Annotated in this window: 17 protein-coding genes; 6 read left to right on the top strand and 11 right to left on the bottom strand. The window is 71.7% G+C overall.

All coding sequences use genetic code 11. The features are described from left to right. Nucleotides 1-41 precede the first annotated feature (41 nt). Together ACIP79_RS24660 and ACIP79_RS24655 are read left to right on the top strand one after the other, a co-directional pair. Nucleotides 42-521: a hypothetical protein gene (locus tag ACIP79_RS24660; RefSeq protein WP_401226704.1), complete on the top strand. Its 480-nt coding sequence runs from the start codon at nucleotides 42-44 to the stop codon at nucleotides 519-521. Continuing rightward, complete coding sequence (locus ACIP79_RS24655) at nucleotides 518-988, top strand: hypothetical protein (RefSeq protein WP_401226703.1); 471 nt, start codon at nucleotides 518-520, stop codon at nucleotides 986-988. The genes ACIP79_RS24660 and ACIP79_RS24655 overlap by 4 nt, the downstream gene beginning before the upstream one ends. Here ACIP79_RS24655 and ACIP79_RS24650 read toward each other — a convergent pair. From ACIP79_RS24650 to ACIP79_RS24640, 3 genes are all read right to left on the bottom strand, one after another. Beyond that, nucleotides 966-1,715, bottom strand: a complete 750-nt coding sequence (locus tag ACIP79_RS24650; protein ID WP_401226702.1) for a class I SAM-dependent methyltransferase — start codon at nucleotides 1,713-1,715, stop codon at nucleotides 966-968. The two genes, ACIP79_RS24655 and ACIP79_RS24650, sit on opposite strands and share 23 nt — an antisense overlap. A 5-nt stretch (nucleotides 1,716-1,720) precedes the next feature. Beyond that, complete coding sequence (locus ACIP79_RS24645; RefSeq protein WP_401226700.1) at nucleotides 1,721-2,026, bottom strand: 4a-hydroxytetrahydrobiopterin dehydratase; 306 nt, start codon at nucleotides 2,024-2,026, stop codon at nucleotides 1,721-1,723. Between the two features lie 527 nt (nucleotides 2,027-2,553). Continuing rightward, nucleotides 2,554-3,621, bottom strand: coding sequence for an ADP-ribosylglycohydrolase family protein (locus tag ACIP79_RS24640; RefSeq protein WP_401226735.1), 1,068 nt, complete (start codon nucleotides 3,619-3,621; stop codon nucleotides 2,554-2,556). A 36-nt stretch (nucleotides 3,622-3,657) separates the two neighbouring features. Between ACIP79_RS24640 and ACIP79_RS24635 the strand changes: the two genes are divergently transcribed. Beyond that, a complete protein-coding gene (locus ACIP79_RS24635; protein ID WP_401226699.1) occupies nucleotides 3,658-4,518 on the top strand; it encodes a helix-turn-helix domain-containing protein in 861 nt (286 codons plus the stop codon). Between the two features lie 7 nt (nucleotides 4,519-4,525). On the opposite strand, the gene ACIP79_RS24630 is transcribed toward ACIP79_RS24635, so the two are convergent. Further along, nucleotides 4,526-4,951 (bottom strand): hypothetical protein, encoded by a 426-nt coding sequence (locus ACIP79_RS24630; RefSeq protein ID WP_401226697.1) that lies wholly within the window; start codon nucleotides 4,949-4,951, stop codon nucleotides 4,526-4,528. A 193-nt stretch (nucleotides 4,952-5,144) separates the two neighbouring features. Between ACIP79_RS24630 and ACIP79_RS24625 the strand changes: the two genes are divergently transcribed. Continuing rightward, the gene (locus tag ACIP79_RS24625; RefSeq protein WP_383685272.1) at nucleotides 5,145-6,008 is read left to right on the top strand and encodes a helix-turn-helix domain-containing protein; all 864 of its coding nucleotides are present in this window, start codon (nucleotides 5,145-5,147) and stop codon (nucleotides 6,006-6,008) included. A 79-nt stretch (nucleotides 6,009-6,087) separates the two neighbouring features. Here the strand turns inward: ACIP79_RS24625 and ACIP79_RS24620 are convergent, their stop codons facing one another. The 3 genes from ACIP79_RS24620 to ACIP79_RS24610 all read right to left on the bottom strand — a co-directional run bounded on the left by ACIP79_RS24620 (nucleotide 6,088) and on the right by ACIP79_RS24610 (nucleotide 9,969). Continuing rightward, nucleotides 6,088-7,281 carry an esterase-like activity of phytase family protein gene (locus tag ACIP79_RS24620; protein ID WP_401226696.1) on the bottom strand — a complete coding sequence of 398 codons (1,194 nt, stop codon included), beginning with the start codon at nucleotides 7,279-7,281 and terminating at the stop codon, nucleotides 6,088-6,090. Between the two features lie 76 nt (nucleotides 7,282-7,357). Then, nucleotides 7,358-9,343, bottom strand: a complete 1,986-nt coding sequence (gene dnaK, locus ACIP79_RS24615; protein ID WP_401226694.1) for a molecular chaperone DnaK — start codon at nucleotides 9,341-9,343, stop codon at nucleotides 7,358-7,360. A gap of 197 nt (nucleotides 9,344-9,540) precedes the next feature. After that, on the bottom strand, nucleotides 9,541-9,969 hold the full coding sequence (locus tag ACIP79_RS24610) for an OsmC family peroxiredoxin (protein WP_401226693.1): 429 nt from the start codon (nucleotides 9,967-9,969) through the stop codon (nucleotides 9,541-9,543). Between the two features lie 156 nt (nucleotides 9,970-10,125). Between ACIP79_RS24610 and ACIP79_RS24605 the strand changes: the two genes are divergently transcribed. After that, entirely contained in the window at nucleotides 10,126-10,911 is a 786-nt protein-coding gene (locus ACIP79_RS24605) for a hypothetical protein (RefSeq protein WP_401226692.1), read from the top strand. Further along, entirely contained in the window at nucleotides 10,901-13,438 is a 2,538-nt protein-coding gene (locus ACIP79_RS24600) for a VWA domain-containing protein (RefSeq protein WP_401226691.1), read from the top strand. The genes ACIP79_RS24605 and ACIP79_RS24600 overlap by 11 nt, the downstream gene beginning before the upstream one ends. A gap of 14 nt (nucleotides 13,439-13,452) precedes the next feature. On the opposite strand, the gene ACIP79_RS24595 is transcribed toward ACIP79_RS24600, so the two are convergent. From ACIP79_RS24595 to ACIP79_RS24580, 4 genes are all read right to left on the bottom strand, one after another. Further along, nucleotides 13,453-15,189, bottom strand: coding sequence for a hypothetical protein (locus ACIP79_RS24595; protein ID WP_401226734.1), 1,737 nt, complete (start codon nucleotides 15,187-15,189; stop codon nucleotides 13,453-13,455). A gap of 65 nt (nucleotides 15,190-15,254) precedes the next feature. Beyond that, nucleotides 15,255-16,316, bottom strand: a complete 1,062-nt coding sequence (locus ACIP79_RS24590) for an ATP-binding protein (RefSeq protein ID WP_401226690.1) — start codon at nucleotides 16,314-16,316, stop codon at nucleotides 15,255-15,257. Between the two features lie 145 nt (nucleotides 16,317-16,461). After that, complete coding sequence (locus ACIP79_RS24585; RefSeq protein ID WP_401226689.1) at nucleotides 16,462-18,552, bottom strand: phage holin family protein; 2,091 nt, start codon at nucleotides 18,550-18,552, stop codon at nucleotides 16,462-16,464. Nucleotides 18,553-18,669: 117 nt separating this feature from the next. Next, on the bottom strand, nucleotides 18,670-19,137 hold the full coding sequence (locus ACIP79_RS24580) for a hypothetical protein (protein WP_401226687.1): 468 nt from the start codon (nucleotides 19,135-19,137) through the stop codon (nucleotides 18,670-18,672). Nucleotides 19,138-19,178: the final 41 nt, after the last annotated feature.

Genomic DNA, 19,178 nt, shown 5'->3' with positions numbered 1-19,178 from the left:
ACTGACAGAGGGTGTCAGTGGACCGGTTCTAGCTTGCTCGCATGGCTTTCAGGGAGAAACTGCTGACCGTCCCGGCGCCGATCGAGATCGCGGGACGGCACATCAAGCGCTACCACGTCACCGCCGACCCGGCCGGCATCGAGCCCGACGTCGAGAAGGCCGCGTACGCGATACTGCCCGCCCTGCTCCCGGAGCCGGACGACACCCCGCCCGCGACCTTCGTGGTGCTGCACCGCGGCGCCGACGACGGCGCCTACCTCAACGCGTACAGCTGGGTGTGGGACAACGTCCTGCACTTCCGGGGCGCGTCGGCGGGCCAGCCGGTGCTGGGCTGCCCCGACCGGGACCCGGCCCACTTCATCACGCCCGACCGCCCCTGGATCGGCTGCGTCTGGGAGTTGCCGCCGATCCTGCACGAACGCGACGCCTGGGTACGGCACATGCTCGCGCCGGACGCCCCCGACCTCGACGCCTACCTTCACGACGCCCTCCCCGAGGGCACCACGGGAGACCGCTCATGAGCACCGCGTACGACTTCGACTTCCTGCACGGCGAGTGGGACATCCGCCACCGGCGCCGGACCGACTTCCTCGACCCCGGCAGCGAGTGGCGGGAGTTCGCGGCCACGCAGGTGTGCCGGAGTCTGTTCGGCGGGGCCGCGAACATCGACGAGATGACGGTGCCGAGTCAGGGCTGGAAGGGGCTCACCCTGCGGCTCTTCGACCCCGAAACCCGGGCGTGGTCACTGAACTGGTCCACCAGCCGCACCGGGCGGCTCTTCCCACCGGTCGTCGGACGGTTCGGGCCCGACGGGCGGGGCGAGTTCCACGGGGACGACGTCCACGACGGCAAGGACGTACGGGTGCGGTTCGTGTGGTCGGGGATCACCGCGACCACGGCGCGCTGGGAGCAGGCCTTCTCCGTGGACGGCGAGGAGACCTGGCTGACGAACTGGGTCATGGACTTCACCCGGCGGGCGGCTTCCTGAAGGCCAGCAGGGTGAACTCCGGTTCGCCGCGCGGCACTTCCTGGTCGGGCAGGCGCTCAAGGCGTGCGATGAGGTGCGCGGTGAGGGGGTCGTCCGGCGCGAGCCGGGTGAACCAGCCGCGGCGCAGGTCCGCCACCGTGCTGCGCGGGCTGCGCCCCTGGCCGTGGCCCCGGAACCGGGCCCGGCCCGCCGGGAGGAGACCGTGCTCGACGGCGTACGACTCGACGCGCCCGGCCTGGTCCTGGGCCGGGCGGCGCGGGCGTGGGGCGAGGACGGCGTCGATGTCGCTGCCGACGTCATGGGCGGCGCTCTTGTCGACCGTGGTGACGTACACCCCGCCGGGGCGCAGCATCCTCGCGCACTCCGCGACGGTGGCCCGTACGCCTTCGGGACCCTCCGCCAGATGCAGCAGCCACACGCTGGTCACGGCGTCGAACCGGCCGTCGGGGAAGGGCAGTCGGCGGCTGTCGCCTAGGACCACCGCGCCGGGTATCCGCTTGGCCGCCATGCGCGTCATGCGCGGTGCGGCGTCGACTCCCGTGACCCTGAGTCCCGGCGGCCCGGTCGCGAGGCGCCGGCTCACCGTCCCGGTTCCGCAGGCCACGTCGAGCAGTGTGCGGGTGTCCTCGGGGAGGAGGCCGGTCACGGCGGCGGCGGCCGCGGCGGCTCTCGGTTCTCCGCCGCGCGTTGCGTCGTAGGCGTCGGCTTCCTCGTCGTAGTCGAGCATGCGGGTCAGCGCGCGCCGTGCCCGGGAGCCAGTTCCTCCACCCTGCCCGCGAGCGCGAAGTCGAGTTCGGTGACCGCGCCGCCGACACTGTGGGTGTTCACGGTGAGGGAGACGGAGTGGTAGCCGAGGGTGAGGTCGGAGTGGTGGTCCAGTTCGTCCTGCACCTGGGCGATGTGCACGACCAGCCCGGCCGCCGCGAAGTGCGAGCCGAGCTCGTAGACGCGGGCGAGGCGGTCGCCGTCCAGGGACCAGCCGGGCAGCTCCGCCAGCTGCTCCTCGATCTCTTTCTGCGACAGCGGTTCGACGGGCATGACCTGGGCTCCGTTCGTACGTCGGGAGGGTGCGCGAGGGGCTGTTCCTCAGCGTGCCACAGTCCCCGCGGCTCGGGACGACACGGCTCCGTACGTCATTCGGACGCGTACGTCAGCGGCCACGGCATCCGGACGTGTACGTCAGCGGCTCGTACGTCAGCGGCCGCGTCTGGCGACAGCCGCGTCCGGCGACGGCCCCGTCCGGCATCGGCTTCGTCCGGCGTCAATCCCGACCGGCATCGGCCCCGTCCGGAATCGGCTTCATGCTCCGCCGGCCCCGCCCGGCGTCAGCCCTGTCCGACGTGGGCCCCGTCCGGCATGGGCTTCGTCCGGCATGGGCTTCATACTCCGCCGGCCCCGACCGGCGTCAGCCCCGCCCGACGTGGGCCCCATCCGACGTGGGCCCCATCCGACGTGGGCCCCATCCGACATCGGCTCCGTCCGACATCGGCTTCGTATTCCGCCGGCCCCGCCCGGCGTCGGCCCCGCCCGGCGTTGGCCCCGCGCCCCGCCCGGCGCGTCCCGCGTCACCCCCGCACGCACTCCGTCGCGAAGTCGTCCGCCAGGGCGGTGATCGTGGTGCGTCCCTCGACGTGCTCCAGCCATGGGTGCGGGAGGCCGTGGTCGCCGTGCAGGGCGCCGAGGAGGTTGCCGCAGAGGGAGCCGGTGGAGTCGCTGTCGCCCGAGTGGTTGACGGAGAGGAGGAGGGCGTCGGTCACGTCGGGGGTGGCGAGGGCGCTGTAGACGCCGATGGCCAGGGCCTCCTCGGCGATCCAGCCGGCGCCGAGGGTCTCCAGCTTCTCCGCGCTCGGGGCGCCTTCACCGGCCAGGTCGAGGGCGCCGGTCAGGGCGGCCGTCGTCTCCTCGTGGCCGGGGTGACGGGCCAGCAGCCGCAGCGAGCGCAGGACCGCACCCTCCAGGGAGTCCCCGGCGACCAGATGCGTGACGATCGCGGCGAGGGCGCCGGAGGCGTAGTAGCCGGTGGGGTGGCCGTGGGTCATCTGGGCGCAGCGGGCGGCCATGCCGAAGGCGGTCTCGGCGGAGGTCCTGGTGAGGCCGAAGGGAGCCGAGCGCATCACCGCGCCGCAGCCCTTGGAGTCGGAGTTGACCGGTCCCGGCGGGCCGAGTTCGGTCGCGGGGTCGGGCACGAAGTCCTGGTGCTGGAGTCCGGAGAGGCAGGCGTTGCCGGGCGCCCGTCGGGCGTACAGCCAGGGCTGCGCGGCGAGTCCGCCGTGCACGTCGCCGGCGGGGCCGGCCTTGGTCTGGGTGTCCAGCCACCGCCCGTACGCCGACCGCACCAGTCGGGACCAGCCGCCCCCGATGCCCTTGAGCCGCTCGCGGGCGTGCGCCTGCTGGAGGCCCTCGACCGTGAACAGGGTCATCTGGGTGTCGTCGCTGACACGTCCGAGGACACCGTCGGCGTCGGGGACCGGTCCGGCCACCCCGCGGGCCCCGTGCGCGGCGCGGATGCGTTCCAGGGAGTCGAACTCGACGGGGTAGCCGAGCGCGTCCCCGACCGCCCCGCCCAGCAGACAGCCGCGTACCCGTGCCCGGTAGACCGCCTTGGCCTCCCAGCCCAGCCGCCTGTCACCCATCTCGTTCACGCGCCGCTCCTCGGTTACCGTCCTCTTATGAGCATTGTCGCGCCGGGTATCTCCGGGCTGCCACCGGGTGCCTCCGCGCCGCCAAGTGGCGCCGCCGCCAGGGGGGTCGGCCCGCTGTTGCGCGGCTGGCGGGAGCAGCGGCGCGTGAGCCAGCTGGAGTTGGCGCTGCGGGCCGGTTCCTCGGCCCGGCACATCAGCTTCGTGGAGACGGGCCGCTCCCGGCCGAGCGAGGAGATGGTGCTGCGGCTGGCCGAACATCTGGAGGTCCCGGTGCGGGAGCGCAACGCGCTGCTGCTCGCCGCCGGGTACGCGCCGCGCTACGCGGAGACCCCGCTCGACGATCCGGCGATGGACGCGCTGCGCGAGGGTGTGGAGCGGCTGATCCAGGGCTACGAGCCGTATCCGGCACTGGTGATGGACGCCATGTACAACGTCCTCGCCGCCAACCAAGGCATCGTCATGCTCCTCGACGGCATTCCCGATGCCCTTCTCGTGCCCCCGCTGAACGCGATGCGACTCACCCTCCACCCGGAGGGCATGGCGCCCCGCATCCGCAACCTCCGGGCCTGGCGCGGGCATCTGCTCGCCCAGCTGGAACGCCAGATCGCGCTGCGCCGGTCGGAGCCGCTGCGCGCTCTGTACGAGGAGGTGGCGGCCTTTCCGGTGAGCCCGGACCCGGATCCCGCCGACGACGAGGGCTCCCTCGACGGGGTGCCGTACTTCGCGCTCCCGATGCGGATCGAGCACCAGGGGCAGATCCTGTCCTTCATCTCGTCCGTCTCGACGTTCAACACCCCGATGGACGTGACGGTGTCCGAGCTGGCCATCGAGACGTTCCTCCCGGCGGACCCCGCGACGGCCAAGTACCTTCAGGCGAAGGTTTCTTGAGTTCGCGTCACTTCCGGTTCCGCTGAACCGACCTCAGCGCGGCGTACTGGAGTGCCGCGAGACCCGCCACGGTGAGCGCCTGCACCGGCACCCACACCGATCCGGCGGTGCTCGGCGAGAGCCACGCGAACAGGGCGACACAACTCAGCACCGCCCACGCGCAGTTGATCTCCATCACACCCCGCACGGCCCAGGCCGGCGGCTCCCGCCGGGACGCGAGCCCGCCCACCCCGGCCGCGTACACCCCGAGGACCGCCCCGAGGACGAGGAGCAGTCCGGACCCGACCCCGAGCAGCCGGGCGAGCGGTCCGGAGACGGCGAGGTAGGCCACCGCGTTCACGCCGGTGACCAGCGCGTCCGCCATCAGGAACCGGCGCAGCGCGGTGCGTGGTTCACTCGTGCGGGCCAGGGCTGAGAGCTGGGTCGCGGACATGGCGGATCGCCCTTCGTAGGGATCGTTTTTCTTCGGTGGGGCCACGATGACGGGCCGGGCGGGCCGCGGTCGATTACGTCCGGGGTAATGGCTCGCGGGGCCGCCGGGGCGACGGTGATCCGGTCGCCCCTGTGAGAGCCGCCGGGGAACATGGCACACTGCGCATGTACTTCGGCGCGTGGGGAGGCGTGGCGTGAGCGAGCGGCGGGCTGCGCCCACCGTGGGACAGGTGGTTCTGGGGCGACGGCTCCAGGAACTGCGGGAGACCTCGGGACTGAAGCGGGAAGAGGCCGCGCGCGTGCTGCGCGTGGCCCCGGCGACCGTACGGCGCATGGAGATGGCCGAGGTTTCGCTGAAAATCCCCTACGTACAGGTGCTGTTGGAGACCTACGGCGTGGCCGCCGACGAGGTGGCCGCCTTCGTGGGACTGGCCGAGGAGGCCAACCGGCCGGGGTGGTGGCAGCGGTTCCACGACGTGCTGCCCGAGTGGTTCAGCATGCACGTCAGCCTGGAGGGCGCCGCCGAGCTGATCCGCAGCTACGAACCGCACTTCGTGCCGGGGCTGTTGCAGACCGAGGACTACGCGCGCGCCGTGCTGGAGGCGGGGACGGTCGGGCAGACGGGCCCCGAGTCCATCGAGCGGCATGTGGCCCTGCGGATGAAGCGGCAGGGGCTGCTCACCGGCGAGAAGGCCCCCCACCTCTGGGTGATCATGGACGAGACGGCGTTGCGGCGTCCGGTGAGCATCGACGGCCGGGTCATGCGCGACCAGATCGACCGGCTCCTGGAGGCGGTCGAGCACGACCACATCACCCTCCAGGTCGCCGAGTTCACCAACGGCCCGCACCCGGGGACGTACACGTCCTTCGCGCTGTTCCGCTTCGCGGAGCCGGAGCTGCCCGACATGGTCTACAGCGAGTACGTGACCGGCGCCCTGTACCTCGACTCGCGCATCGAGGTGGCACTGCACCTCGAAGTGCTGGACCACATGTCGGCGCACGCGGCGTCGGCCCAGCGCACGAAGGAGCTTCTCCGGGAGTTCCGCGAGACCTTCTGAGACCCCGCTGACGGGGGCCGCGACCCGAGTTGCCTCGGGTCGCGTCCGCGGTGGCGGGCCGGGAAGGGACGGGACGCCGTCAGCGCAGGGCGCGCTTGTCCGCCTTCAGGCTCTGCGAGAGCCGGACGGTGATGAACTCGTTGTTGTCCGCCTTGCCGGGCGTACGGCCGGAGGAGAACGGGAAGTTGTTGTCGTTCAGGACGGCGAGGGTCCTGTCGTCGAGGAGGACCACGTCCTCGATCGTCGTGAACGGGAAGGTGAACGTCGCGCCGAAGCCGCCGAGGCCCTTCGAGTTCGCGATGTTCATCAGGTCGGCCACGAGGGTCTTGTCCATGGCGCCGTCGCCGTCGCGGTCCCGGGTGTCCGCGAGGTAGATCCGCTTGAACTTGGCGTCGGCTCCCTGGCCGCCGTCGCGCTCGATGACGAGGAAGCGGTTCCGGTCGACCGCGATGGCGTCCCCGATGGCGTTCGAGGGAGATTCCAGGCGGTACGTGAGACGCTTCCCGGTGTACTTGCGGGACTTCAGGTCGAACTCGCTGAAACGCAGGTCGCCGGGGGTGTCGCCGTTGACCGTGACCTCCAGGAGCGGGTAGAGGTGCCGGCCGTCGACGGAACGGACCATGCCCTCGAAGCCCTTGCTGCCGGCGATGGTGGGCTGCGCGCCGTTCAGGTACGGGTTCTCCGGTGCCCGCACTCCGGCGAGCGCGATCGGGGCTTCGAGGAGCTTGCCGGTCGAGGAGAAGTGCAGCAGGAAGGGGCCGAACTCGTCGCCCAGCCAGTACGTGCCGTCGGAGGTCCGCACGATGGACTCGACGTCGAAGTCCGCTCCGGTCAGCACCCGGTCGGCCCGGGTGAGCGCGAACGGCACCTTGTGGTACGGGTCGCTGAGGTTGAAGTCGCCCAGGACCCTGACCTCGCCGGTCCTGGTGTCCGGCTTCACACGGTGCACGCGGAGCAGGAAGTCGGCGCTGTTGGCCTTGTTGCCGTAGCCGTTGTCGGACAGCACGTCGTAGCTGCCGTCGTGACGGTTCACGGCACCGCTGAAGCCCTGCACCGGCTGGTCCGCGAACGGGCCGGTGATGCCGTTGAACGGTCCGGCGCCGATGGCCGAACCGGACGGCTCGCTGTTCGGGACGAACGTCTCGGCCGGGAGCGAGGCGAAGCCGGTCAGCTTCGCCTGGCCGAAGTCCTCGGAGTGACGCTGGGCCACGGCGGGGGACGCGAGTCCGACGGTCAGCGCGACGGCGCTGACCGTGATCGAAAGTCTCTTCATGGCCCGCACGTTAGGGACCGCGGATGACGTGCGGCCGAACACAGGGCGACACGGGGCGACACAGGGCACCCGGGCTTCAACCCGTGCCACCCTTCGCGTCCCTGCCCCGGCCCGTCTCGCCGCCCCTGCCCCCATCCGTATCGCCGCCCCTGTCCGCGCCCGTATCTCCACCGCTGCCCGCCTCTCCGCCCCTTTCCTTCTCCTCGTCCACGATCTCCGCGTCCACCACGCCCTCCTCGTCGTTCGGGGCCTGCTCGGTGGCCGCTTCCCGCGGCGGTTGCTCCTGGGTCTGCTGTGCCTGCTGGGTCTGCTGGGCCTGCGCGTACATGGCCTGCCCCATGCGCTGGCTCACCGTGGCGAGTTTCTCGACGCCGGCCCGGAGCGCGCCGGTGTCGGCCGGATCCTCCAGCAGTGCCTTCAGCTCCACGACCGCCTCCTCGACCTCCGGCTTCGTCTCGGGCGGGATGCGCTCCGCGTTCTCCTGCATGAACCGCTCGGTCTGGTAGACGAGTTGCTCGGCCTGGTTGCGGGTCTCGGCGGCCTCGCGGCGGCCGCGGTCCTCGTCCGCGTACTGCTCGGCCTCGCGCATCATGCGGTCGATGTCGTCCTTGGGAAGCGCGGAGCCGCCGGTGACGGTCATCTTCTGCTCGCGCCCGGTGGCGAGGTCCTTCGCGGAGACGTGCATGATGCCGTTGGCGTCGATGTCGAAGGCCACCTCGACCTGCGGCACCCCGCGCGGCGCGGGCGGCAGCCCGGTGAGGTCGAAGACGCCGAGCTTCTTGTTGTACGCGGCGATCTCGCGTTCGCCCTGGTAGACCTGGATGCCGACCGAGGGCTGGTTGTCCACGGCGGTCGTGAAGATCTCCGAACGCCGGGTCGGGATCGTGGTGTTGCGCTCGATGAGCTTGGTCATGATCCCTCCCTTGGTCTCGATCCCCAGGGACAGCGGGGTGACGTCGAGCAGCAGGACGTCCTTGACGTCACCGCGGATGACACCCGCCTGGAGCGCGGCGCCCACGGCGACGACCTCGTCCGGGTTGACGCCCTTGTGCGGGTCCTTGCCGGTGAGTTCCCGCACCAGGTCGGTGACGGCGGGCATCCGGGTCGAGCCGCCGACCAGGATGACCCGGTCGACCACGGACAGCGGCACCCCGGCGTCCTTCACCGCCTGGTGGAAGGGGTTCTTGCAGCGGTCGAGCAGATCGGCGGTGATCTCCTGGAACTGAGCACGCGTCAGTTTCTCGTCCAGGTGCAGCGGCCCGTCGGCGGTGGCGGTGATGTAGGGCAGGTTGACGGTGGTCTCGGAGGAGCTGGACAGTTCGATCTTGGCCTTCTCGGCACCCTCGCGCAGCCGTTGCAGCGCCATCTTGTCGTGCCCGAGGTCGACGCCGTGCGCGGACTTGAACCGCTGGGCGAGGTGCTCGACGACCCGCTGGTCCCAGTCGTCGCCGCCCAGTTTGGTGTCGCCGTTGGTCGCCTTGACCTCGATGACACCGTCTCCTATCTCCAGCAGGGAGACGTCGAAGGTCCCGCCGCCCAGGTCGAAGACGAGAACGGTCTGCTCCTCCCCGCGGTCGAGCCCGTACGCGAGGGCGGCGGCCGTCGGTTCGTTGATGATCCGCAGGACCTTGAGGCCCGCGATCTCACCGGCCTCCTTGGTGGCCTGGCGCTGCGCGTCGTCGAAGTAGGCGGGCACCGTGATCACGGCGTCCGTGACGTCCTCGCCGAGGTACGCCTCGGCGTCCCGTTTCAGCTTCTGGAGCACGCGCGCGGCCAGCTCCTGCGCGCGGTACCGGGTGCCGTCGATGGCGCCCGTCTCGGGGAAGCGCCAGCTCGTGTCCCCCATGTGCCGCTTCGCGGAACGCGCGGTGCGCTCCACGTTCGTCACGGCCTGCCGTTTGGCGACCTCGCCGACGAGCACCTCGCCGTTCTTGGCGAAGGCCACCACGGAGGGTGTGGTGCGCGCGCCCTCCGCGTTGGCCACGACCGTGGGGTCGCCGCCCTCCAGAACAGCGACCACGGAGTTCGTCGTACCGAGATCGATCCCGACCGCACGTGCCATGTCCGTCCCCTTCCGCCCGGTTCTGCCGCCCTCCAGCACAAAACTTGAGTGCGCATCTGTCAATGGGGCGGACGCTCCGCGCGAGTCCGGACATGTGCCCGTCCGGGCCCGCGACGAGCCCTGGCGGGCCCGGACATGACGGCGCCGCGGCCCCTTGGGGACCGCGGCGCCGTACCGCTCTCAGAACGTGCGGACCGTCAGGCCAGCTTCGCCGACAGCGTGATCGTCGTGCCGCTGAGCGCCTGGCTGACCGGGCAGTTCTTCTTGGCGTCCTCGGCCGCGGCGGCGAAGGCCTCCGCGTCGATGCCCGGCACCGTGCCCTCCACCGTGAGGTGGATGCCGGTGATGCCCTCGCCCGGCTGGAAGTTGACTTCGGCGGAGGTGACGAGCTTGGTGGGCGGCGTTCCGGCGCCCGCGAGGGCGTGCGAGAACGCCATGGAGAAGCAGCTGGAGTGGGCGGCCGCGATCAGTTCCTCGGGGCTTGTCTTGCCGTTCGCGTCCTGCGAACGCGACGCCCACGTCACGGGCTGCTCGTCGATGGCGCCGGAGGAGTCGAAGGTGACGACGCCGCTGCCCTCGAGCAGGTTGCCTTCCCAGACGGTGTGTGCAGAGCGCGTGGTTGCCACGATGGTTCCTTTCGGGTGTGGTCCCGCTACCGGGTTCCGTGTGTCCCATCCGATCACACCTTGGGGCCCTCCACGCGCCTGATGGGGCCGCGACCTGCCGGACCGTACCTGTGATTTTCCCTGCCGAAAGCCGCGAAGAGGCCCTACAGTCCAGGCATGGTCGAACTCTTCCAAGTCCTCGGGGGAATCGCGGGATTTGGCGGCATCGCACTCGGCGTCCTCTATCTGCTCTACCGGGACTTCGTGCGCGACATCATCCGCAACAGGATGTTCCGGACGCTCACCTCGGCCCAGGCGACCGCCTTCTTCGGCGCCGTCATCGTGCTCGCCTTCAGCGTCGCCATCCTCGGGATCTTCGCCACGCTCGCCGAGAGCGAGGGCATTCAGCAGTTCCTCGTCCTCGTCGGCATGCTGCTGCTGTTCCTGCTCGCCGTGGTGTTCATCGCGGCACGCGTGGCCACGGGCCCGCGCGCACGTCCGCGTCGGAACGGCGCCGGGGACACGAGGGTCGAACGGTCCCTCACCACCGTACGCAGGCATGTGGCCCTCAATGAGCCGGACCAGGCGGAGCGCGCCCTCGAGGCCTCCGGCGCGGACCGCGAGACGGAGGAGTTCTGGTACTGGAAGGCCCGCATCGCACTGACCCGCTCCAACTTCCCCGTCGCCTCCGGGTACGTCGAGGAGGCGCTGAAGCTCGACGCCCGCAATCCGCACGGCCTCGCCCTGAAGATCACGCTCCTGCTGCTGGCCAACGAACCGGCGCGGCGGGACCGGGCCGCCCGGCTGGCCGAGGAGAACACCGGTCTCAGCGCCGAACTCGACGCCTGGCTGCGCCGGTTGAGGGCCGAGGGAATGTTCGACGGCGGAGTGCGCACCCGCAGCGAGTTGGAGGCGCGATGCCCACTCCCCACCCGTACGACGGAGAACGCGCATGCCGAATGACGACATCATCGTGGCCACCGGCCGTCCGGCCGTCCTGTACGTCGGGCCGCCCGCGATCGCCGACGGAGACGACAGCGCCTTCGGCCGGCTGACGGCCGAGGCCGGCCGGCGGGCCGCCGAGCTGGGGCTGACGCCGCTGGAGCCGGTGGCGCGGAGCGCTGCCGAGGCCGACGCGCTGCTGGCGGCGCGTCCCGACGCCGTCCTTGTGGTCCATCCGGGTGAGGCGCCGGCCACGCCCGACGGCGAGCCGGGCACCAGGCTCTGGAACTTCCTGCGGGACGGCTCGGAGTTACGCCTGTGCGATCCCGCCGCTTCGGCCGCCACGCCCCCACCGCCGCCCCCGCCTCGGTGGTACGTGGGGCCGGCCGCACTCCTGCTGGTCGATCTGATCCCTCCGGGCGTGCCGCTCGGCGCGGACCACCGCACCTCGTACGAACGGCGTGAGAGGGAATGCCGGGCCTTCGCGTCGCTCCACGGGCTGCGGGTCTCGACGGTGAGCATCAGTGCCCTCGACGAAGGGGGGACGGTCCACCGCCCGACGCCGACCGTGATCGTCCACCCCGAGATCACCGCTCCGGACGACGGGACCCCGGACGGGTTGCTGTGGCGGTGGCTGCGGGAGGGTCGGGTGATCCACTCGGGGCGGTGGGAGGAAGCTGATCTGTCGCCGAGGTTCCTCGGGGGTCAGGTGACCCTGGGCAACCAGGCCGCGGGAGGGTTCGCACACACCGTAGGGACCCAGCAGCATGCGACCTACTACGGCGTTGAGCTGGCCGCGGACAGGACACCGGAATCCGAGCCGGCGCGCGAGCTGCTCAGGGAGCGGCTGTCCCGTCTCTCGGCTTCCATCGACTCGTACAGCGGTGACTCGTACGACGGTGACTCGGAGGCCCTCTACCTCTCGAGCCGACGCAGCCACCGTTCCTCCTCACCCCCCGGCGGCCCCGGCCCCCGCGACACCACCCGGCCCCTCCCCCACGACGGTCTCTTCATCCGGCGCAACAACGCCTTCGGCACCCGCTCGGTCCTCGGTGCGAAGGACCTGATCGAGCAGGGCGTCATCATCGGGCAGGACCAGATCAGGTTCGACGACTTCGTGGCGGCCCGTACCGATCAGGTGCCGGGGCCGGGTCCCGGGGAAGCCGTCGCGGTGAGTCATGGACTCGCCGCCGTGCCAGGCGAGTTCAAGGCCGACGAGGCGACCACCCACTTCGTGGAGATCACGCTCAAGGCCGGTGCGGCGCGGCCCGGTGACGCCCCCGGCGGCGAACCGCTGCCGGTCAACTTCGTGTTCGTCGTCGACATCAGCGGCTCGATGGCGGGCGAGAAGCTCGACACGGTGAAGTCCGCCCTGCAGACCATCTACCGCGAACTGCGGCCCGAGGACTGCCTCGGGATCATCACCTTCGACCACAACGTGCGCACCGTCCTGCCCGCCGTCGCCAAGAAGGACCTGCCCGAGGACCGCTTCTCCGCGGTGGTCGCCGGTCTGACCCCGCAGGGCGCCACCGACATCAACCTCGGCGTGCAGTACGGGATCGACGAGATCAGCCGCAACTCCCGTAACGGGCGCACCGTCAACTGTCTGTACCTGTTCTCGGACGGCGACCCGACGTCCGGCGAGCTGGACTGGATCAGGATCCGCACGAACATCGCGGCCAGGATGCGCGGCGACCTCACCCTGTCCTGCTTCGGTTTCGGCTCGGACGCCCGGATGCCCGAACTGGCCGCGCTCGCCGGGCTCTCCGGCGGCAACTCGACCTTCGTCACCCGTCCCGAGCAGGTCGGAGCCGACCTGCTCGGCGATCTGAGCAGACGTGACCACCTCGCCGCCATCGACATCCAGCTCCGCCTCGACATCGACCCCGGGGTGGAGATCCGGCACCTGTACGGGCACGACCTGATCACCGACCCCAGGGCGCGTGCCGCGGTGCACCGTGCGGCGAAGCGGGCGGCCGGGCTGGCGCGGGAGAACTACGGCGCCGAGGCGCTGCCCGACATCATCACCGAGGAGAAGGGCGTCCGGATCTTCGCGCCCGACCTGGCGTTCGAGGAGACGTACTGGGTGGTCCTGGAGGTGAGGGTGCCGCCGGGCCGTGAACTGTCCGACCTCGGTACGGCGACCGTGCAGTACGTGGACACCGTGGCCGGTGAGGGCCGCCGGCACGAGATCGACCTGGCCGCGGCGCTCACCCTCTCCGAGGAGACCGTGACGGTGCATGCGGTCGGCCTGTGGACCAGCGAGGTCACCTTCTACGCGCTGGACGACCTGTACGACCGCGACCGGGAGGCGGCGCGGGACCGGCTGCTGCGTCATCTCCAGGCGCTGGAGGCGGCGCACAGCCACCTGCCGGCCAAGGAGTTCAAGGACGACCAGGTGACGCTGCGCAAGTTCATGACGCTCGCGGAGACGCTGGGCACCATGGTCTCCTTCAGCGACGCGTCGCACAGCCCCGGCTTCGCGCCCGCCGTCCGGACGATGAACGACTTCGGCAGGATGCGCTCCGGGTTCTGGCCGCAGCACTGAGCCCGCGCCCGGCGTCAGCTCACCCGGAACACCGGCCCCCGGGCCGTGAAAGGCAGTCGCGCGCCCTGCGGAATCAGGTAGGCGTGCTCGCGGCGCACCCGCAGGACGTCGCACCAGCCGTCCGTGATGACCAGGACGGGCGCGCCGGGCGGGAAGTCGTCCGAGCGGTGCAGCAGGTCGATGCCGGGCTGCAGGACCGTACCGCCGCGGCCGCGCACCCGTACGCGGCCGGCGATCTCCGTCACCGGGAGATAGCCGGCGTCGTGCGGGGCGGCGTCGCAGAAGACGACACGGGCGGCCGGTACGTCGCGGGCCTCGGCGTAGGAGGCGATGGCGCCGAGCGCCTTGCCCAGCAGGGTGCGGTCCATGGAGGCGGAGGTGTCCAGGACCACGCCGAAGGTGCAGCGCGCCATCTCCTCGGGCGGGAAGTAGCGGCCCGCGCGGGGGATGTCCGGGGTCGCCGCCTGACGGCGCGAGGGACGGGCGTACGTCCGCAGCGGTTCTGGGCGGGGCACGAACTCGTCGAACCAGCGGGCCAGTTGGGCGTCCCAGGCGAGCGGTGGGTGACTGAGCGCGCGGATCTCCTCGACCAGGCCGCCGGGCAGGAAGCCGCGCTCCTGACGCTGGTGCAGGTCGAGACCCTGGCCGAGACCACGGCGGTAGAACTCGTCGAGGTCCACGTAGTCGCGGGGCGAGCCGAGCGGGCCGCCGAGCATGTCGCCGACGCCCTTGCCGCGCAGCGTGGACAGGCGCCGCATCCGGCGCAGGTCCGTCGCGATCCGGTCGTACACCTCCTCCGCCGACAGGTCCCTCAACTCCCGGTCGTACAGCAGCCCTTCGGGCATCGAGCCGACGTGCATCTCGGACAGCCAGCCATTGATGACGTAGTCCGCGGCGATGTTGAAGAGGTACGGGTCGCGGGTGCCGCAGCGGTCGCTGTGCCGCAGGGCGGCGTGCAGCATCTCGTGGGCGAGGACGAACCGCCATTCCTCGTCGTCGAACTCGCGCAGCGGGTTGATGTAGATCTCGGCCGCCTCCGTGTCGACGGCGGCGATGGAGATGCCGTGGGCGTGGGCGAGTTCGGCGTCGGCGACGACGGTGATGCCGGCCGCGATGCCGCCGAGGAGGGGGTAGGAGGACACGAACCAGCTCAGCGCCTTCTCCCAGGGCTGAAGGCGGGTGGGTCCGCCGCGCATGGAGGCGCGACGGCCGCCCGCCATGTCCATCGCCGCGGCCATGGTGCGGGTCAGCGCGTGCGCGAAGGCGAGCTGCCAGTCGGGCACGGTGCCGCCGCTCCAGGTGTGCCAGGTCACCAGGAGCTGGTCCGGCTCTCCCCCGGCCGTACCGCACCCCTCGTACGCCGCCGGGATCCCGTCGCGGCGCCAGCGCGCGGCGAGTTGCTCCTCGTCGCCGTCGGGGTAGGAGGCGGGCAGGTCCTCGGGGGTCAGCCCGACCGGGAAGCCGAGCAGGAAGCGGTTGACGACGGCGCAGCGGGCGGCGAGGTCGAAGCGGTCGGGCTGGACCCGCTCGCCGGACGCCGCCGGGACATGGCCGAAGCCGAGGTGGATGATGCCGTGCGCGGCTGCCCAGGCCCAGGCGGCGGGGTCGGCGCGGCGGGTGGGGTGGACGTGCAGCACCCCGCTGGAGTCGACGCGGACCAGGCCGTCACGGGGACTCGCGGGGCAGTCCTTCTGCCGGCAGGTGCTGAATCCGATGGCGGCCAGGGCACGGTTGGCCCGCACCAGCCGCATCCCCTCCGCGAAGGCCTCGGCGGCCGGATCCGGCTTCTCCTTCTCCCCCTGCCCGCGCCTGCCGCTCACCGCCGCGCCTCCACCAGCCTCGGCATGTCCCGCGCCGCCTCGACCAGGAACCACGCGGGCAGTACGGGATTGCCGTCGGCGTCGGCGGCGATGACGCTCTGGGCGACCTCGACGGAGATCTCGGCGAGCTGCACGAGCAGCGACTTGGCGCGGAAGGCGGTCTGCCGCCCGTGCTCCGAGGCGTGTTCCTTCCTGGCGGGCAGCTCCTTGACGAGACGGCCGCGGAAGGACTCGGCGAGGTAGTAGAGCAGGTCGCGGTCCTCGACCCGCTTGGGCCAGCGGGCTTCGCCCTTGATGATGGCCTCGATGCCGAACCGGCTGCGCACGATCTTGACGTAGCCGCAGAAGGCGACCGCGTGCGCGGGCGTCAGCGTGCCGTGCGCGATCACCTTCAGGGTGTCCTCGTCGACGCCGGGCCCGAAGGAGCGCAGGGCGTCGGAGAGCATGTGCCAGGAGCGGGGTGTGGAGAAGGGCTCCTCAGTCTTGGGCGGCTTGGACCAGAGGTGGTCGGGGCGGTCGGTGAGGTGGTCGAGGATCCACGGGTGGATGTCGTTGGCGGCGGCCCACACCAGCCAGTCCTTCGGGGACGCCTCCAGGTGCACATGGGCGAGCCGGTTGATCAGCGCGGAGGCGATCGGCCTGGCCAGGGCGTTGTCCGTCGCACGGTTGCCTGCGCCGATGACGATCGAGCCGGCCGGCAGCTCGTAGTTGCCGATACGGCGGTCCAGGATCAGCGAGTAGAACGCCTTCTGCACGTCCGGCGTCGCCGCGTTCAGCTCGTCCAGGAACAGGCAGTACGGCTCGTCGCGGGCGATCGCCTCCGGCGGGCAGAACACCGAGCGCCCGTCCCGGATCTGCGGGACCCCGATGAGGTCCTCCGGCGCGAGCTGTGTGCCGAGCAGGCTCACGCACTCAAGGCCCAGTGACTCGGCGAACTCCCGCACCAGGGACGACTTCCCGATGCCGGGGGCGCCCCAGATGAAGACCGGCCGGACGGTCGCGAGACCGAGCAGCAGTTCCGGTATCCGGGCGGGAGTGACGGTGACGGCTGCCTGCACGCAGCGGCTCCTGGAGGTGTCCGTGGGGCGCGCGGGTGCGCGATGTCCGATACGGACAGTCTGTGCGCGCCGGTCCGTTCACGCAGCCCATTTTCCGCGCGCCCACCAGGCCCGTGCCTGCGCGGCCCCGCCGACACCGCCCCGCCTACGCGGCCCGCTCGTTCGGCCGCGCCGGCAGCGGTACCTGCGGCCCGTCGCACTCGCGCAGCCAGCGCCGCAGTACGTGGTGCACCTGCTCCGCGCCGACCAGTTCCGCGCCGTCCTCGACCGGCGCGGAGAGCGCGACCGGCGACAGCAGGAAGGGCCGCCCCTGGGCGCCGCCGAGTCCGCCGTGCGAGCCGATCTGCTCCTCGAAGGCGAGCACTTCACCCTCCGCGGGGTCGTACCAGGAGTTGACCATGATGTCGGCGGCGTGCGGGAAGGAGTGGGTCCGTCGCACGACGTCGGCGGCGCCGGGGCCGAAGTCGGCGAGCGGGCCCGGGTGTTCGTCGTCGAGCTCGTCCAGCGGGACCTCCGCCCCGTGCGCGCCGATGACGAGACCGCCGTACTCCTCACTGCGTACGAGGAGGAAGCCGACGCCGGGATGGTTGGCGAGCGTGGACAGCAGCGCGGGGTGGCGCCGGTCGATCTCCTCGCGGCTCATCCGGTGCGGCACGTCGGGGAAGGAGATCAGGCCGAGGTTCCCGGAGGCCAGCACGACGGGCTCCGAGCGGTGCTGCGAGGGCGGGTGCTGGGCGCCGCCCTCCTCGACGGGCCTGCGCAGCGCGGCCCGCACCGCCGCCCGCGCCTCGGCACCGCTGTGGGTGCGCCGTGCCCTGCGCGGCACGGGCAGCCCGCAGCCGGCCCGGACCAGGTTGCCGAGGGTGAGCCCGTAACGGGTCAGGAACGTTTCGCCGGGGCTCTGGCCGTGGTCGGAGAGCAGCACGATCCGGTACGGCCGCGGCGCGTGGTCGGCGACCTTCGCTATCAGCGCGATCGAACGGTCGAGCCGCGCGAGGACCTTGTCGGCGTCCCGGCCGCGCGGCCCCGAGTGGTGCGCCACCTCGTCGTAGCCCACCAGGTCGGCGTAGACGGCGTTGCGGCCCGCGAGCATGTCGCCGATCACCGCGGTGACGACGACGTCGCGCTCGACGACCGTCGCGAAGGCGCGGATGAAGGGGTAGAGCCCACCGCGCTTGACGCGTGGCCGCAGCTTCCGCAGCCGTCCGCGGGTGGACGAGGTGATCTCCCGGAGGACCTCGGCGCCGAAGGACAGGACCGTACGGACGGCGTTCGCCGGGTCGATGAAGTACGCGAAGTAGCCCGCCCGGGAGCGGTTCTCCCGGCCTCTGCGCGCGGACACGGACAGGACGAGGGCCAGTTGGTCGGCGCCGCCGCTGAAGAGGTTGCCGCGGCTGGCGCCGTCCGCGGTGAGCAGTCCCCCGTCGCCGGTGAACTCGACGGCACGGCGCTGGAGTTCGGCGGCGCTGCTCGGCCGGTTGCAGACCATGACCTCGTGGCGCTCCTTCTCGTACCACCTGAAGGCCGGGATGTCGTGGTTGCTGCCGTGCAGGATGCCGAGCTGGCTGGCGCCCGTCTGGCTGGACCAGTCGGTGCGCCAGGCGGTGAGCCGGTGGGTGACACGGGCGCCCGCGGGACCGCCGGCGCCGAGCCACTGGGCGAGGGTCGGCATGAGTCCCCTGCCCACCGCCTCCCGCAGTACGTCGTGGCCGACCCCGTCGAGCTGGAGGAAGACGGCGGCGGGCGTCGCGGGGCCGGACCGCCCGTCGGCGCGTCTGCGGCGCCGGTCCGCGAGGCGGTACAGCCTGCGCCGGTAGGCGTCGTCGTCCCGGACGGCGAGGGCACCGCCGGTGGCCGAGGCGACCGCGGACATCACCGCGGCGACGACCACCGCCGTCTCCGGCGCCGCCTCGCCCCGCCCGGAGGGGTTTATCCACAGGGCGATCAGCAGCAGGGACCCGTTGAGGAAGAAGACCAGCAGCCCGAGCACGAGCGCGGGGACCAGCAGCAGCGCCCTGACGAGGAGCGGCCACACCATCGACGACAGCAGACCGAAGACGCCGGCGCCGACGCCCGCGGTGACGGCGATCCGGGTGGCGCTGTCACCGGTGTCCGACTGGAGCTGGAAGTCGGGCAGCGCACCGGCGAGGACGAGCATCGTGACGGTGGACACGGCCCACACCGCGATACTCCGCCACAGCCCGCTGAGGATCCTGCGCCAACGCCCGCCACCCACGCCCTGCCCGCCTCACGTCCCGGCCCGCCCGGTTCGCGAGACCTGCTCCCACCCTGTCACAACGGCCGACGGGCCCCGTTCGTCACCGGATCCCGGGCCGGATCGCAGGTCAGACGCTCAGCGGCCGTCGTACCCGGCCGTCGGCATCGAGAGACGGCGGTGCACGCTCGCCTTCATCTGGGCGTCGTAGGAGGGTTCCGCGCTGCCGACGGTCTCGACCCGTACGCCGCGGCGCACGCACTCGGCGGTGAACTCGTCGACCGAGGCGAGGGCGCGCTCCAGGACCCGGTGGCTGGGCGCCACGAACAGGTCCACGAGGCCCGCCTCGACGTCGGCCCACAGGGTGCGGTGATCGGGGCGCAGGCCTCGTACGAGAAGTTCCCGTGTGACGACGTAGCCGTGCTCGGCGGCCCAGCGGGCGCACATCGCGTGCTGGCTGCGGGAGTCGACCAGGAACGGGTCGGCGTCCAGTTCCTCAAGGGGCGTCAGGCTCGCGATCGCCGTCACGCGCAGCGAGAGGGGCCCCGCCCGGCCGGGCGGGAACCTGAGGGCGTGCGTGCCGGTGGCACCGCGCGCTTCTCCCATGGCGTCCCCCTCACCTCCGGGTTTCGTCGCCGACCCTACTC

This window comes from Streptomyces sp. NPDC088747 (genome assembly GCF_044751025.1).
GTDB lineage: Bacteria > Actinomycetota > Actinomycetes > Streptomycetales > Streptomycetaceae > Streptomyces.
Note: the sequence above shows the minus strand (reverse complement) of the source record. Positions and strands in the feature narration are given on the sequence as shown.

Coding starts and splice junctions, on each gene's coding strand:
- ACIP79_RS24660 (WP_401226704.1), top strand. CDS start 42: ATGGCTTTCAGGGAGAAACTGCTGACCGTCCCGGCGCCGATCGAGATC.
- ACIP79_RS24655 (WP_401226703.1), top strand. CDS start 518: ATGAGCACCGCGTACGACTTCGACTTCCTGCACGGCGAGTGGGACATC.
- ACIP79_RS24650 (WP_401226702.1), bottom strand. CDS start 1,715: ATGCTCGACTACGACGAGGAAGCCGACGCCTACGACGCAACGCGCGGC.
- ACIP79_RS24645 (WP_401226700.1), bottom strand. CDS start 2,026: ATGCCCGTCGAACCGCTGTCGCAGAAAGAGATCGAGGAGCAGCTGGCG.
- ACIP79_RS24640 (WP_401226735.1), bottom strand. CDS start 3,621: ATGGGTGACAGGCGGCTGGGCTGGGAGGCCAAGGCGGTCTACCGGGCA.
- ACIP79_RS24635 (WP_401226699.1), top strand. CDS start 3,658: ATGAGCATTGTCGCGCCGGGTATCTCCGGGCTGCCACCGGGTGCCTCC.
- ACIP79_RS24630 (WP_401226697.1), bottom strand. CDS start 4,951: ATGTCCGCGACCCAGCTCTCAGCCCTGGCCCGCACGAGTGAACCACGC.
- ACIP79_RS24620 (WP_401226696.1), bottom strand. CDS start 7,281: ATGAAGAGACTTTCGATCACGGTCAGCGCCGTCGCGCTGACCGTCGGA.
- dnaK (WP_401226694.1), bottom strand. CDS start 9,343: ATGGCACGTGCGGTCGGGATCGATCTCGGTACGACGAACTCCGTGGTC.
- ACIP79_RS24605 (WP_401226692.1), top strand. CDS start 10,126: ATGGTCGAACTCTTCCAAGTCCTCGGGGGAATCGCGGGATTTGGCGGC.
- ACIP79_RS24600 (WP_401226691.1), top strand. CDS start 10,901: ATGCCGAATGACGACATCATCGTGGCCACCGGCCGTCCGGCCGTCCTG.
- ACIP79_RS24595 (WP_401226734.1), bottom strand. CDS start 15,189: ATGCGGCTGGTGCGGGCCAACCGTGCCCTGGCCGCCATCGGATTCAGC.
- ACIP79_RS24580 (WP_401226687.1), bottom strand. CDS start 19,137: ATGGGAGAAGCGCGCGGTGCCACCGGCACGCACGCCCTCAGGTTCCCG.